The following is a 12,801-nucleotide window of genomic DNA, read 5'->3' as shown; positions in this document are numbered from 1 at the left end:
GACCATCCCCCTCTGATCGCGAACTCAGCGTGGGGTGTATCGGTCCAAAGACGGCCAACGTTACGAGGCGGGCTTACCCACCCGCCTCGTAACGAAAGGTCAGCTGATGCGCCAGGTGTCGCCGCCCATGAGCAGGTCGCCGAGATCGCCGGGGCCCTTCTGCGCCACGGCCTCCTCGAGCTGCCCGGCCATCAGCGTGTCGTAGGCGGGCCTGTCGACCTGCCGGAAGATGCCGATCGGCACGTGCTCGAAGGCAGGCTCGTCCAGGCGCGACAGCGCGAACGCCACCGAGGGGTCGGGGTTGTGCGCGTCGTGCACCAGCACGCGGTCGCCCGCCTCCGCCAGCGGCACCACCTCGATGCCACCGCCGGTGGCCGATCTGACCACGGCCTTGGTCGCGCTGACGATCGGCTGCCCGTGCTCCAGGCGCAGCGTGATGTCGTCGCGGATCTCGGGGTCCTTGAGCTGCTCGAAGGCGTTGTCGTTGAAGATGTTGCAGTTCTGGTAGATCTCCACCAGCGACGTGCCCCTGTGGGCCGTTGCCTCGCGCAGCACCGACTGCAGGTGCTTGCGGTCGGAGTCGATCGTGCGGGCCACGAACGACGCCTCGGCGCCCAGCGCCAGCGAGATCGGGTTGAACGGCTTGTCCAGCGAGCCCATCGGGGTCGACTTGGTGATCTTGCCGATCTCGGAGGTGGGGGAGTACTGGCCCTTGGTCAGACCGTAGATCCTGTTGTTGAACAGCAGGATGTTCAGGTTGACGTTACGGCGCAGCGCGTGGATCAGGTGGTTGCCGCCGATCGACAGCGCGTCACCGTCACCCGTGATCACCCACACGCTCAGGTCGGGTCGCGAGGCCGCCAGACCGGTGGCGATGGCAGGAGCGCGGCCGTGAATGGAGTGGAAGCCGTAGGTGTCGAGGTAGTAAGGGAAGCGGCTGGAGCAGCCGATGCCGGAGACGAAGACGATGTTCTCGCGCCTGAGCCCCAGCTCGGGCAGGAAGCTCTGCACCGCGGCCAGGATGGCGTAGTCACCGCAACCGGGGCACCAGCGGACCTCCTGGTCGGACTTGAAGTCCTTCAGGGTCTGCTTGCCCTCGGCCTTGGGAACCAGGGCCAGGCCCTTGCCGTTCACGAGTTCAGTCACTGTCGATCACGTCCTGGATGACTCCGGCCAGCTCCTCGGCCTTGAACGGGAGCCCGCGCACGCGGTTGTAGCTGATGATGTCGACGAGGAACCTCGCGCGCAGCAGCAGCGCCAGCTGGCCGAGGTTGATCTCGGGCAGGAGCACCTTGTCGTAGCTCTTGAGCACGTCGCCGGTGTTGGCAGGCAGCGGGTTGAGGTGCCGCAGATGCGCCTGCGCGACCTTGCCGCCTGCCTTCCTGATCCTGCGCACGGCCGCCGCGATGGGCCCGAAGGTCGAGCCCCAGCCGAGGACCAGCACCCTGGCGTCGCCCTCCGGGTCGTCGACCTCGAGGTCGGGCACGTCGATGCCGTCGATCTTGGCCTGGCGGAGCCTGACCATGCGGTCGTGGTTGTTCGGGTCGTAGGAGATGTTGCCCGAGCCGTCGGCCTTCTCGATGCCGCCGATGCGGTGCTCCAGCCCGGCTGTGCCGGGGATCGCCCACGGACGGGCCAGGGTCTCGGCATCGCGCTTGTAGGGCAGGAACTCCTCGTCCGTCACCGTGGCGAACTCGGTGGAGATGTCCGGGAGATCGGAGATCTCGGGCAGCCGCCACGGCTCCGAGCCGTTGGCCAGGTAGCCGTCGGAGAGCAGGTAGACGGGCGTACGGTACTTCACCGCGATCCGGGCGGCCTCGATCGCCGCGTCGAAGCAGTCGCTCGGCGTGGAGGGCGCCACGATCGGCACGGGCGACTCGCCGTTGCGGCCGAACATCGCCATCAGCAGGTCGGTCTGCTCGGTCTTGGTCGGCATGCCCGTCGAGGGGCCGGCTCGCTGCACGTCCACCAGGATCAGCGGCAGCTCGGTCATGACCGCGAGGCCGATCGTCTCCGCCTTCAGCGCCACGCCTGGACCGCTGGTCGTCGTCACGCCGAGCGCCCCGCCGAAGGCGGCGCCCAGCGCGGCGCCGACGCCCGCGATCTCGTCCTCCGCCTGGAAGGTGCGGATGCCGAAGCGCTTGTGCTTGGACAGCTCGTGGAGGATGTCGCTGGCCGGGGTGATCGGGTAGGAGCCCAGGAACAGCGGCAGCTTCGACTGCACACCGGCCGCGATCAGCCCGTAGGCCAGCGCCTGGTTGCCCGAGATGTTGCGGTAGACGCCCGGGGGCAGCTTGGCCGGCTTGATCTCGTAGGAGACCGAGAAAGACTCGGTCGTCTCGCCGTAGTTCCAGCCCGCCTGGAAGGCCGCGATGTTGGCCTTGGCGATCTCGGGCTTCTTGGCGAACTTCTGCTCGAGGAACGTGATCGTGTGCTCGGTCGGCCGGTGGTAGAGCCAGCTCAGCAGCCCGAGGGCGAACATGTTCTTGGAACGCTCGGCGTCCTTCTTCGACAGGTCGAAGCCTTCGAGTGCCTTCACCGTGAGCGAGGTCAGCGGCACGGCATGGACGCGCCACTCGCTGAGGGAGTCGTCCTCGAGCGGGCTGACGTCGTAGCCCACCTTCTGCAGGTTGCGCTTGGTGAACTCGTCGGTGTTGGCGATGATGTCCGCGCCCCTGGGCAGGTCGCCCAGGTTGGCCTTCAGCGCCGCGGGGTTCATGGCGACAAGGACGTTCGGCGCGTCGCCCGGCGTCAGGATGTCGTGGTCGGCGAAGTGGAGCTGGAAGCTCGACACGCCGGGAAGCGTCCCTGCGGGTGCCCGAATCTCGGCAGGGAAGTTGGGCAGGGTGGACAGGTCGTTGCCGAACTCCGCCGTTCCAGCGGTGAAGCGGTCGCCGGTGAGCTGCATTCCGTCGCCGGAGTCGCCGGCGAACCGAATGATGACTCGGTCGAGTTGCTGAACCTGCTTGGTCACAGCGAAGTCCTCCTCGACTGCGCTCGTGGCACGTTCTCAAATTCCATGCTAAGTCCTCGGGGGTCACACGTTTCCGTGATGCGCATCACGGGTAGCGCGGTGAAAGTCAGGCAGACGCGAGAGAACGAAAGGGACGACACAGCCCTGCCGCGAGCCGGCACAGGTCAACGTGCAGGCGGGCGAAGAGGACGGTTCGGGTCACGATGCCTAACTATATGCGCCAACGAAGGCTTACCTACGTCAGGGGCTGCTTACCCGAGGAGTACACGAGACCTGGCTTCATCCCGGCCGAGCCGTACAGCTCCGGAACCGTGACAAACGTATAACCCTTCTTGGTCAACTCCCGCAGGATCTCTGGGACAGCCTCGACCGACGCGCCGTGGATCTCGTGCATGAGGATGATCGCCCCCGGATGCGCACCGCTGATCGCACGCCGCGCCGCCGCCTTCGCGTCCCTGCCGCGTTCATCCATGGTGTCGACGTCCCAGTTGACCAAAGAGATCCCCATCTTCGCGGCGATGGTCCTGACCTCCTTGTTCACCGCCCCGTACGGCGCACGGGCCAGCGTGGGCCGCTGCCCCGTCTCGGCGCTGATCGTGTGCTGCGCCCTGGCGAGGGCATCGGCGATCTTGCTGCTCGACAGTTTCGTCAGGTCGCGGTGCGCCCAGGTGTGGTTGCCGACCAGGTGCCCCTGCTCGTGCATGCGACGGACCACTTCCGGGTTGGTCGCCGCGTTCGTGCCGATGGTGAAGAACGTGGCTCTCGCACCGGCCTTCTCCAGCTCGTCCAGCAGCCGGCCCGTGTAGGGCCCTGGCCCGTCGTCGAACGTCAGCGCGACGCACCTGGCGACCTCGCAGTCGACGATCCCCGCCCTGGAACTCGTGTCGGGCGGGCTCTTGGCGGGCGTCCCGTTGACCGCGGGCGAAGGCAGAACGTTCCTGGCGGCCGCCCGTGCCCGCCGGCCGGTCGGGGACAGCAGCGGCTCGACCTGCTGCTCGGGTACGGCGACCGCCACCCTGCCCAGCGCCCCCGGCCCCACCTGGTAGTCGTCGAACTCCACGACGAGGTCGCCCTCGCGGTTGAAGGCCATGGAGTCGAACAGATCGGGGTTGGCCAGCACCGCGTCATAGTCGACTTCCGAGGCGCGCTTCCTGAGCTCGGCCCTGACGATGGCCGTCAGCGGGCGCATGTTGCTCACCAGGCCGGGGGAGTCGATGACCTTGTCGGTGATCCTGTCGTACCAAACCGTTCGGACCGAGTTGGCCCAGTTGGCTCCGCCGAACTCGCTCGTGCGCAGCCGTACGCCGATGATGTCGCTGCCGGCGGCGGTCAGCTGCCAGTCCACGTTGAGCTCGGGGCGAGGCTGGGGGGCCGCGGCGTTCGCGGACCGCACGAAGCGGCGCATCTGGCTCTCGGCGCGCGTGCTGAGCCAGCGGTTGAGGCCGGAGGCGTCTTTCAGCTCCGGATAGGCAATGTGCACATCCCTGTCGCCTGCGTCGCCCTGTGTGAGTGTCCTGGTCGTCAGACCTGCGACCTCAGAGGGGGCGACGAAGCTGATCATGGTGGGCTCGGCGGGTACGCGTAGTTCCCGCTCGGGGGAAGCGGTGGCCATGCCGCAGCCGGTGGTGACGGCGGCTATAAGCGCGATTCCTCCGAAGAATCGCCTTTTATGCATGCAGGCCAGGTTATGGGGTATCTATACTGCTTTGCCCCGATTTGAGAGTAAGAGGACAGAGGCTTTGGCCGGGGTTACGATCAGCACATGGGTGGCTACTTCGGCTCCTACGCGCTGGTCTTCGCGCTGCTCGTCATCGGCGCGGCCATCGTCGCGGGCGCCCTCATGGCCAACCGCCTGTTGCGCCCCACGCGCCCGACGCCCGAGAAGCTCACCACCTACGAGTGCGGCGTCGACCCTGTCGGCGAGGGGTGGGCGCAGTCGCAGATCAGGTACTACGTCTTCACCTACCTGTACGTGGTGTTCGCGGTCGACGCGGTGTTCCTGTTCCCGTGGGCGACGGTGTTCGCGGCTCCCGGCTACGGGATGACCACGCTGGTGGAGATGTTCATCTTCCTGGGGTTCATCGCGATCGGCATCGTCTACGCCTGGCGCAAACGCGTCCTTACCTGGACATAGCATCCCCGCTGGCCCTGACTTGCCCCGGCGGGCGGGATGTGCGCACCCTTTGCGAACCTGCTCCATGACCACGAAGGGGCGTGATGGACGAGGTCGAACCGAGCGGCAGGCGACTGGAGCTGATCGCGAAAGAGCTCACCAGGATCGCCGCGTTCCAGGCCGCACTGCCCGCCACCACGTACGACGTGGAACGCGTCGAGGACAACGTCGTCGTCTGGCAGCTGGTCAGCGACCTCAGCGAAACGGCGGACGAGATCCTCGCCATGCGCGCCAGAGACGCGAGGCAGCGCGACGCGAAGGGCGGCATGCGCATCACCCTCGACGCCCTGGCGCGCGGCACGATCATGCGCACGGTCGTCAAGGCCGACGTGCTCGACAGCCCCGACCAGGCCGCCAGGGTCAGGGAACTGCACGCCGCCGGTGACCTGCACCGCGTCACCGACGAACGGTTCAGCGAACTGCTGATCTTCGATCGGCGGATCGCGTTCCTGCCGATCGATCCCGCCGAGTACCCCCTCGGCGCGCTGGTGGTCCGCCAGCCGAGCATGGTCGCCTCCCTGGTCGACCTGTTCGAGCAGACCTGGGCACGCGCCAGGGACGTCACGACGCCGTGCGAGCAGGTGGAGCGCCTGACCAGGCGCGAGCGCGAAGTGCTGGGGCTGATGGCCGAGGGCAGGTCCAACGGCGCCATCGCCAGGGCACTGTCGATCACCGAGGTGACCGTCGCCAAGCACGTGGCCAACATCTTCGCCAAGCTCGGCCTGCCGCCCGACGAGAGAGACCACCGGCGGGTGCTCGCCGTACTCGCCTACCTCGGCAGCTGCGGAAGGTAGTGCCAGCTATACCCGACATCTCCGCTCCAGCGCCCATGCGCTCAGCGGATCGGCACCGCTTCAATGACCAGCGTGACCCGACCGGGCGATGACGGCGTCGCGAAGCTCTCGGGGGTCCCGCCTCCCCTCAGGGTCCGCTGCCGGCAGATCGACTCCTCCGAGTGTCAGCCACGAGCTGAGTCCGGATCAATGTCGGAATGCGAATGGACCGATCAGTGTGACCAATCGTCGGAGGTGAGCGGTGGACCAGCGCGACATCGAAACCTTTCTCACGCTCGCTGAAGAGCTCCACTTCGGCCGTACGGCCGAGCGGCTGCGGCTGTCCCAGGGCTCCGTCAGCCAGATCATCAAGAAGCTCGAACGCCGGGTGGGCGCCCCGCTCTTCGAGCGGAGCAGCCGCCACGTGGCTCTCACCGGCATCGGCCGACGGCTGCGCGACGACATCGAGCCCGCCCACCGCCTGATCAAGGAGGGCGTCGCCAGGGCCACCAGCGCGGGAAGGGGCATCGGCGGCGTGCTCACCCTGGGCTTCGTCGGAGCCGCGATGGGCGACCTGCTCGTGGAGGTCGGCGAGCGGTTCAAGGCCGGCCACGCCGACTGCGAGGTGCGGTTCAGGGAGATCCAGGTCATCGAGGGCCTCGAGCCGTTGCGAGCGGGCGAGATCGACATGATGGCCGCCCCGTTCCCCCTCGACGAACCGGATCTGACCATGGGCGGCCCGCTGCTGCGCGAGGCGCGCATGCTGGCCGTACCCGCCTCGCACCTGCTGGCCCGCCGCAGCTCGGTCTCGATCGAGGACCTCGCCAGGCTTCCCGTCCTGACCATGCCGTCCTCGTGGCCGGCGACCTTCATCGAGAGCAGGACCCCCAGCACCACGCCGGGCGGCAAGCCGATCGCGCGCGGCCCCGAGATCAGGACACTCCAGGAGGCACTGGCCCTCACCGCTGCGGGAAAGGGCGTCTTCCCCGTCGGCGCCCAGGTCATGCGCTACTACGTCAGGCCCGGCGTCGCCTACATCCCCTTCCACGACGCCCCGCCGCTCGAATGGGGTCTGGTCTGGCGCACCGCCGACGAGACCAACCGCATCAGAAGCTTCGCCAACGTCGCCAGGACGCGGGTGACCGATCGGACTTCGTGATCGATCCATCCGAACCTCGGGATTGTTCCCCCTGGTGATCGTGGCGATTCTGATGACCGGAACGCGGCGGCTGCGACCTGCGGTTCACCGCACGTGTCCGCCCTCGGTCACATTTCGCCGTCGCGGTCCGTCATAGCAGCGAAGACCACGGACCCGGCAGATCCGGCGTGCGGTGAACGATCCCGAAGGAGAACGATCATGGAAGCGCGGATGCGACCCCGCGATGGCGGTGCCAGGCGCGATGCGGGCCCTGCCGGCCGTGTCCGCCGATGACACCGGCCTGTCCGAGCAGCAGCCGGCGGCGCTGATCCTCCGAATCGCCACCGTCAACCTCTGGAACCGCCTCGACGCGGCCACCAGGCAGGTCGCGAGCGCGGCATGCGGCTGACCGGCGGCGCGGATCAGGCACATGACCACGCCGGCCCTCGGCAATGTGATCGCGGTGACCGACGCGCCGCCGACATCGACGGTGGTGCCGGTTGCCGGTCGGCCGATGGGGGCGCGGCGATCGCCGTTCGGCTGGCGATCCCTGCCTTCCTCCAGGACGCGGCCCATCCCCTGGTGAAGCCCTTCATTAAACGATCAAGAACCATCAACTGAGGAGCGGGACATGAGTGACAACAGTGTGCGCGGCGCGGTCCGAGGCCAGGTACTGCTTCCGGGCGACGACGGCTTCGACGCGGCGGCCAAGCCGTGGAACGTGGCGGTTCCGCAGCCCGTCGCGGCCGTGGTGGAGGCCGAGGACGCCGACGACGTGGCGTCCCTGATCAGGTACGCCGCCCGGGTGGGCCTGACAGTGACCGCCCAGCCGAGCGGCCACGGCGCCTCCGGCGACACCGACGGCGTGATCCTGCTGCGCACGGGACGACTGGACAGCGTGGACGTCCGCCCAGGCGAGCGGGTGGCCAAGGTGGGCGCCGGCGTGAAATGGGGACAGGTGCAGTCCGCGGCGGGGGCGCACGGACTGACCGGCCTGGCCGGCAGCACCCCCGCGGCCACCGTGGTCGGCTACACCCTCGGCGGCGGCGTCAGCTGGTTCTCCCGCATGTACGGCTGGGCCGCCGACAGCGTGCTCGCCTTCGACGTCGTGGACGCAGAAGGCCGGCAGGTCACGGTCACCGCTGGCTCCGACCCCGACCTGTTCTGGGCGCTGAGGGGCGGCGGCGGCGACTTCGCGCTGGTGACCGGCATCGAGTTCGACCTGTATCCCGCCCCGGCCATCTACGGCGGCCGCGTGATGTGGCAAGGTGACCGCACGCCCGAGGTGTTCGAGGCGTTCCGCGAGCTCACCGCCAACGCGCCGCGCGAGCTGTCCGTCTGGATCAACCGCTTCCAGTTCCCCGGCGGGCCGCCGATGGTCGCCCTGGACCTCACCTACCTGGGTGAGGCGAGCGAGGGGGCCGCGCTGCTCACCCGCCTGGACAAGATCGACGGCGCCATCTCCGACAGCCGCGGCGTGGTCGCGGCGGCCGACCTGGGCGGCATCGCCGCCGAGCCCGTCGACCCGAGCCCCGCCCGCTCCTCCGCGGAGCTGCTGACCGGCCTCGACGACCTGGCGGTGGAGATCCTGTCGACCGAGCGGATCGACCCTCTGATGAACGTCCAGATTCGCCACCTCGGCGGGGCGCTGGCCGAGCCGGGACCCGGCACGGGCGCCGGTGGGGCGGCGGCCGAGCCGTACCTGCTGTACATGCTCGGACTCGGGCTTCCGCACCTGATCGAAGGCGTCACGGCCAAGCAGGCCCAGCTGGTGGGCGAGCTCGACGCCTACGTCAGCGGGCGCAAGCCGTACACCTTCCTGGCGCCGGGGGAGCGAGCGGCGGCGGCCTTCCCCGAGGAGACGCTGAGCCGGCTGCGCGCGATCAAGCAGGCCCGCGACCCACGCAACGTGATCCGCGCCAACTTCCCCGTCCTTTCCTGACTGTTCCGACCTTCAGATACCTGCCTTCCCCGGCCCCGGGCCTTCGGGTCCGGGCCTTCGGGCCCCGGCCTCCGGTCCTGGGCTTTCGGGTCCGGGCTTTCGGGTCCGGCCTTCAGGTCCCGGGCTCCCAGGAAGGTCCGCCGTTCCATCGGCCCGACTCTCCACCGAGACGGGGTCCGGGCGTTCGGTGTCCAGGCGATATGTCGGAGCGCCCCTCTATTCCTCAAGCACCGGGCGTTGGAGAATGGCCGCATGGCCGATCTTCCGATGCCGACTGTGGGGCCGGTCTCCAGGCTGGCGCCGAAGCCGATGCGCTTCGTGCTCAACTGGGGGCGGCGCTACTCCCTGTGGGTCTTCAACTTCGGGCTGGCGTGCTGCGCGATCGAGTTCATCGCCACCTCGATGAGCAGGCACGACTTCATCCGCTTCGGTGTGATCCCGTTCGCGAACGGCCCCAGGCAGGCGGACCTGATGATCGTGTCGGGGACCGTCACCGACAAGATGGCCCCCGCCGTCAAACGCCTCTACGAGCAGATGCCCGACCCCAAGTACGTCATCTCGTTCGGCGCATGCTCCAACACCGGCGGCCCCTACTGGGACTCCTACTGCGTCACCAAGGGCGTCGACCAGATCATCCCCGTCGACGTCTACGTCCCCGGCTGCCCGCCCAGGCCGGAGGCGCTCCTGCACGGCATCATGAAGCTCCAGGAGCAGATCGCCGAGGAACGGCTGAGCGACCGCTACCTCTGGTCCCGCTCCCACGGGGAGGACGCGTGACGCTCAGCGCGCACTTCGGGGACAGGGCGCAGATCAGCGAGTCTTGGGGCGAGCAGACCGTCGACGTGGCCGCCGCTGACTGGATCGAGCTGCTGACGTTCTGCAGGGATTCGGGCTACGAGTTCTTCGACTGGCTGACCGGTGTGGACGAACCGCCGGCCGGGTTCGACATCGTCGCGCACGTCTACAACCCGTCGACGCACGATCGCCTGCTGCTGCGGACGAGGGTTTCCCACACCGACCCTCGCCTGCCGTCCGCCGTGGGGGTGTATCGGGGCGCGAACTGGCACGAACGCGAAACGTTCGAGATGTTCGGCGTGGTCTTCGAGGAGCACCCCTACCTGGTGCCGCTACTGCTCCCGGACGGCTTCGAGGGGCACCCGCTGCGGAAGGACTTCGTGCTGGCGGCCCGGGTGGCCAAGCCGTGGCCTGGCGCGAAGGAGCCCGGCGAGTCAGGGCACGGCGCGCCGAGCCGCCGCAAGACCCTCCCTCCCGGCGTTCCCGCCGACTGGGGCCCTGCCTCGGCCGAGCAGCCACCCGATGTCCCATCCACACCACCGTCGTCTCCCGCTCAGGCTGAGCCGCCACCGTCCGCGTCGTCCGCGTCTCAGCCGTCTCCTGCCGCGCCGACGTCACCGCCGTCTACGGCCCCGCCCGCGTCGCCGTCGTCTCCCGCACCGCCCGCGTCCGTGGAGGAGCCCGATGGGTGAAGTCCTCGACATCGTTCTGCGCTTCGTCGTCATCCTGCTCGTGTTCCTCCTCCTGCCGCTGATCGTCGGCCAGACCGAGCACAAGGTCATGGCGCACATGCAGTCGCGCCTCGGCCCGATGTACGCCGGGGGCTTCCACGGCTGGGCGCAGCTCATCGCCGACGGCGTGAAGTTCGCCCAGAAGGAGGACGTGATCCCCGCCGCCGCCGACCGCCGCGTCTTCCAGCTCGCGCCGGGTGTCGCGCTCGTGCCGTACCTGCTGGTGCTGATCGTCATTCCGATCGGCCCTGGGCTCGTGGGCGTGGACCTCGACCTCGGACTGTTCTACGTGCTCGCGGTCATGGGCATCGGCGTGCTCGGCTCGATCATGGCCGGGTGGGCCTCGGGCAACAAGTACTCGGTGCTGGGCGGGATGCGCTCGGCCGCCCAGCTCATGTCGTACGAGCTGCCGCTCGTCCTGTCGGCCTCCTCTGTGGCGATGGCGGCGGGCACCCTCTCCCTGAGCGGGATCGTCGAGGCCTGGCAGTGGTGGTGGCTGCCCTGGCAGGCGATCGGCGCCGTGGTCTTCTTCCTCGCCGGGCTCGCCGAGCTGCGCCGCCCGCCGTTCGACATGCCCATCGCCGAGTCCGAGATCATCATGGGTCCGATGACGGAGTACACGGGCATGCGGTTCGCGCTGTTCATGTTGTCGGAGTACGTCGGCATCGTGGTGCTGTCGTTCCTCACCACGGTGCTGTTCCTGGGCGGCTGGTACGGGCCGCTGCTGCCCGGCGTGGTCTGGACGTTCCTCAAGGCGTTCGCGGTGGCGTTCGTGGTCATCTGGCTGCGGGTCAGCTTCCCCCGGCTGCGGGAGGACCAGTTGCAGCGGCTCGCGTGGGTCGGGCTGGTGCCACTCGCCCTGCTGCAGCTCGCCATCACCGGTGTGATCAAGGTCCTCGCCGGGTGACAGGCTGCCCGTCGGGCGCCCTGACGGAGAAGTCGAGCGTGGTACGCCTGGAGGCCGAGCCGTGATCGGCCGGTCGAACAGGCCGATCAGGCCATGCTCAATGGACGATGGCCAGCATGATCTCCGCTGCGGTGGGCCGGTCGGCGGGTGACTTGGCCAGCGCGGCGCCCACGATGCCGCGTAAGGACCGAGGAAGCGGCGACAGGTCGGGATGCAGGTTGAGGACCCGGTTGAAGACCGCGGGCACCGTGTCCTCGCCGAACGCGGGACGCCCCGTCGCCGCGAAGGTCATCGTCACCGCCCAGCTGAAGACGTCGGACGGCGGGCCGACGGGTGAGCCGGACAGCTGTTCGGGCGACATGTAGGGCGGAGTGCCCGACATCTTGCCCGTCATCGTCGAGTGGTCGAGCGAGCGCGCGATCCCGAAGTCGATCACACGAGGGCCGTCGGAGCCGATCAGGACGTTGCTGGGCTTGAAGTCCCGGTGGACGATGCCCGCCTTGTGGATGGCGGCCAGCGCTCCGGCCGTGGCCAGCGCGAGCCTGGTCAGACTGTCCTCGTCGCGCGGGCCCTGGTCGCGGACGAGCTGCTCGAGCGAGGGGCCCGCCACGAACTCGCTCACGATGTAGGCCTGGTCGGGGGTGACGCTGATGTCGAGCAGCCTGGCTGTGGAAAACGTGGCGACTCTGCGCGCGGCGTCGACCTCGCGGGCGAACCTGGTGCGCGCGAACTCGTCGCCCAGGTCGTGGAGCAGCTTGACGGCCACGTGGGTGCCGTTGGGCGCGGCGGCGAGGTAGACCGCGCCCTGTCCGCCGCGACCGAGGGAGCGCAGCACGCGGTAGTGACCGATCCATTCGGGCTCTCCCACGCGGCGCGCCTGGCCTGACGGATGGCCTGACGGATGGGTGGAGCGGTCGTGCACCCGCATGGGGGCGACCCCTGCCGTCCGTACGGCGGGTCGCGGCCGGCCCTTCGCCATGACGGGGACGAGGATGCCGCTGTGGATCACGCCGCCCAGCCAGCTCGCGAACAAACCCACCCCGACCAGGCCGAACAACCAGTCCGGCGCGAGGTTGATGTCTTCGTAGCTGACCGCGACGATGAGGAACGCGCTGACGCACGCGCCGTAGAGGGCGGCGGAGACGATGAGCCACTTGCTCTGCAGCCAGAACGCGGCGAACCCGATGGTGAACGGAGTCGCCAGGCCGCACGTGAGCAACGGGACCACGGCCCAGGCGACGGCGGCCGTCCAGGCGCCGGCGCTGGGGCGGTGGGGGTGGCTCTGCGGCATGGCGGAGAGAGTATCCGGTTGTGGCGACAGAAGCAGGATGTGGATGGCGGCTGTGGATAACTTCGCCGTATCCTGTG

The 12,801-nt window shown here is 68.8% G+C and carries 13 protein-coding genes; 9 read left to right on the top strand and 4 right to left on the bottom strand.

Annotated features, from left to right (window positions below; genetic code table 11):
* Positions 1-99: 99 nt before the first annotated feature.
* From AB0B45_RS11305 to AB0B45_RS11295, 3 genes are all read right to left on the bottom strand, one after another.
* Positions 100-1,146 (bottom strand): 2-oxoacid:ferredoxin oxidoreductase subunit beta, encoded by a 1,047-nt coding sequence (locus AB0B45_RS11305; protein ID WP_358128445.1) that lies wholly within the window; start codon positions 1,144-1,146, stop codon positions 100-102.
* The gene (locus AB0B45_RS11300; RefSeq protein WP_358128443.1) at positions 1,139-2,974 is read right to left on the bottom strand and encodes a 2-oxoacid:acceptor oxidoreductase subunit alpha; all 1,836 of its coding nucleotides are present in this window, start codon (positions 2,972-2,974) and stop codon (positions 1,139-1,141) included. Before AB0B45_RS11300 ends, AB0B45_RS11305 begins: the two co-directional genes overlap by 8 nt.
* Before the next feature lie 235 nt (positions 2,975-3,209).
* Positions 3,210-4,649, bottom strand: coding sequence for a polysaccharide deacetylase family protein (locus tag AB0B45_RS11295; protein ID WP_358128441.1), 1,440 nt, complete (start codon positions 4,647-4,649; stop codon positions 3,210-3,212).
* Positions 4,650-4,736: 87 nt separating this feature from the next.
* Between AB0B45_RS11295 and ndhC the strand changes: the two genes are divergently transcribed.
* The 9 genes from ndhC (at position 4,737) to nuoH (ending at position 11,433) form a co-directional block, all read left to right on the top strand.
* On the top strand, positions 4,737-5,108 hold the full coding sequence (ndhC, locus tag AB0B45_RS11290) for an NADH-quinone oxidoreductase subunit A (RefSeq protein WP_358128440.1): 372 nt from the start codon (positions 4,737-4,739) through the stop codon (positions 5,106-5,108).
* 83 nt (positions 5,109-5,191) lie between these two features.
* Positions 5,192-5,941, top strand: a complete 750-nt coding sequence (locus AB0B45_RS11285; RefSeq protein ID WP_358128438.1) for a helix-turn-helix transcriptional regulator — start codon at positions 5,192-5,194, stop codon at positions 5,939-5,941.
* A 241-nt stretch (positions 5,942-6,182) separates the two neighbouring features.
* Positions 6,183-7,079 (top strand): LysR substrate-binding domain-containing protein, encoded by an 897-nt coding sequence (locus tag AB0B45_RS11280; RefSeq protein WP_358128437.1) that lies wholly within the window; start codon positions 6,183-6,185, stop codon positions 7,077-7,079.
* Between the two features lie 172 nt (positions 7,080-7,251).
* A complete protein-coding gene (locus AB0B45_RS11275) occupies positions 7,252-7,467 on the top strand; it encodes a hypothetical protein (RefSeq protein ID WP_358128435.1) in 216 nt (71 codons plus the stop codon).
* On the top strand, positions 7,458-7,679 hold the full coding sequence (locus tag AB0B45_RS11270) for a hypothetical protein (protein WP_358128433.1): 222 nt from the start codon (positions 7,458-7,460) through the stop codon (positions 7,677-7,679). The genes AB0B45_RS11275 and AB0B45_RS11270 overlap by 10 nt, the downstream gene beginning before the upstream one ends.
* Before the next feature lie 10 nt (positions 7,680-7,689).
* Positions 7,690-9,000, top strand: coding sequence for an FAD-dependent oxidoreductase (locus AB0B45_RS11265; RefSeq protein WP_358128431.1), 1,311 nt, complete (start codon positions 7,690-7,692; stop codon positions 8,998-9,000).
* A gap of 309 nt (positions 9,001-9,309) precedes the next feature.
* On the top strand, positions 9,310-9,777 hold the full coding sequence (locus AB0B45_RS11260; RefSeq protein WP_358129413.1) for an NADH-quinone oxidoreductase subunit B family protein: 468 nt from the start codon (positions 9,310-9,312) through the stop codon (positions 9,775-9,777).
* Complete coding sequence (locus AB0B45_RS11255) at positions 9,774-10,487, top strand: NADH-quinone oxidoreductase subunit C (protein WP_358128430.1); 714 nt, start codon at positions 9,774-9,776, stop codon at positions 10,485-10,487. Before AB0B45_RS11260 ends, AB0B45_RS11255 begins: the two co-directional genes overlap by 4 nt.
* Positions 10,480-11,433, top strand: coding sequence for an NADH-quinone oxidoreductase subunit NuoH (gene nuoH, locus AB0B45_RS11250; RefSeq protein WP_358128429.1), 954 nt, complete (start codon positions 10,480-10,482; stop codon positions 11,431-11,433). The genes AB0B45_RS11255 and nuoH overlap by 8 nt, the downstream gene beginning before the upstream one ends.
* Positions 11,434-11,530: 97 nt before the next feature.
* Here the strand turns inward: nuoH and AB0B45_RS11245 are convergent, their stop codons facing one another.
* Positions 11,531-12,724, bottom strand: a complete 1,194-nt coding sequence (locus tag AB0B45_RS11245; protein ID WP_358128428.1) for a serine/threonine-protein kinase — start codon at positions 12,722-12,724, stop codon at positions 11,531-11,533.
* Between the last annotated feature and the right edge of the window lie 77 nt (positions 12,725-12,801).

The organism is Nonomuraea sp. NPDC049152 (assembly GCF_040648355.1).
Classification (GTDB): Bacteria; Actinomycetota; Actinomycetes; order Streptosporangiales; family Streptosporangiaceae; genus Nonomuraea.
The sequence above is the reverse complement of the archived record's forward strand: the minus strand, read 5'-3'. Positions and strand labels throughout refer to the sequence as shown.

Coding starts and splice junctions, on each gene's coding strand:
- ndhC (WP_358128440.1), top strand. CDS start 4,737: ATGGGTGGCTACTTCGGCTCCTACGCGCTGGTCTTCGCGCTGCTCGTC.
- AB0B45_RS11245 (WP_358128428.1), bottom strand. CDS start 12,724: ATGCCGCAGAGCCACCCCCACCGCCCCAGCGCCGGCGCCTGGACGGCC.
- AB0B45_RS11265 (WP_358128431.1), top strand. CDS start 7,690: ATGAGTGACAACAGTGTGCGCGGCGCGGTCCGAGGCCAGGTACTGCTT.
- AB0B45_RS11295 (WP_358128441.1), bottom strand. CDS start 4,649: ATGCATAAAAGGCGATTCTTCGGAGGAATCGCGCTTATAGCCGCCGTC.
- AB0B45_RS11285 (WP_358128438.1), top strand. CDS start 5,192: ATGGACGAGGTCGAACCGAGCGGCAGGCGACTGGAGCTGATCGCGAAA.
- nuoH (WP_358128429.1), top strand. CDS start 10,480: ATGGGTGAAGTCCTCGACATCGTTCTGCGCTTCGTCGTCATCCTGCTC.
- AB0B45_RS11270 (WP_358128433.1), top strand. CDS start 7,458: ATGCGGCTGACCGGCGGCGCGGATCAGGCACATGACCACGCCGGCCCT.
- AB0B45_RS11260 (WP_358129413.1), top strand. CDS start 9,310: ATGCGCTTCGTGCTCAACTGGGGGCGGCGCTACTCCCTGTGGGTCTTC.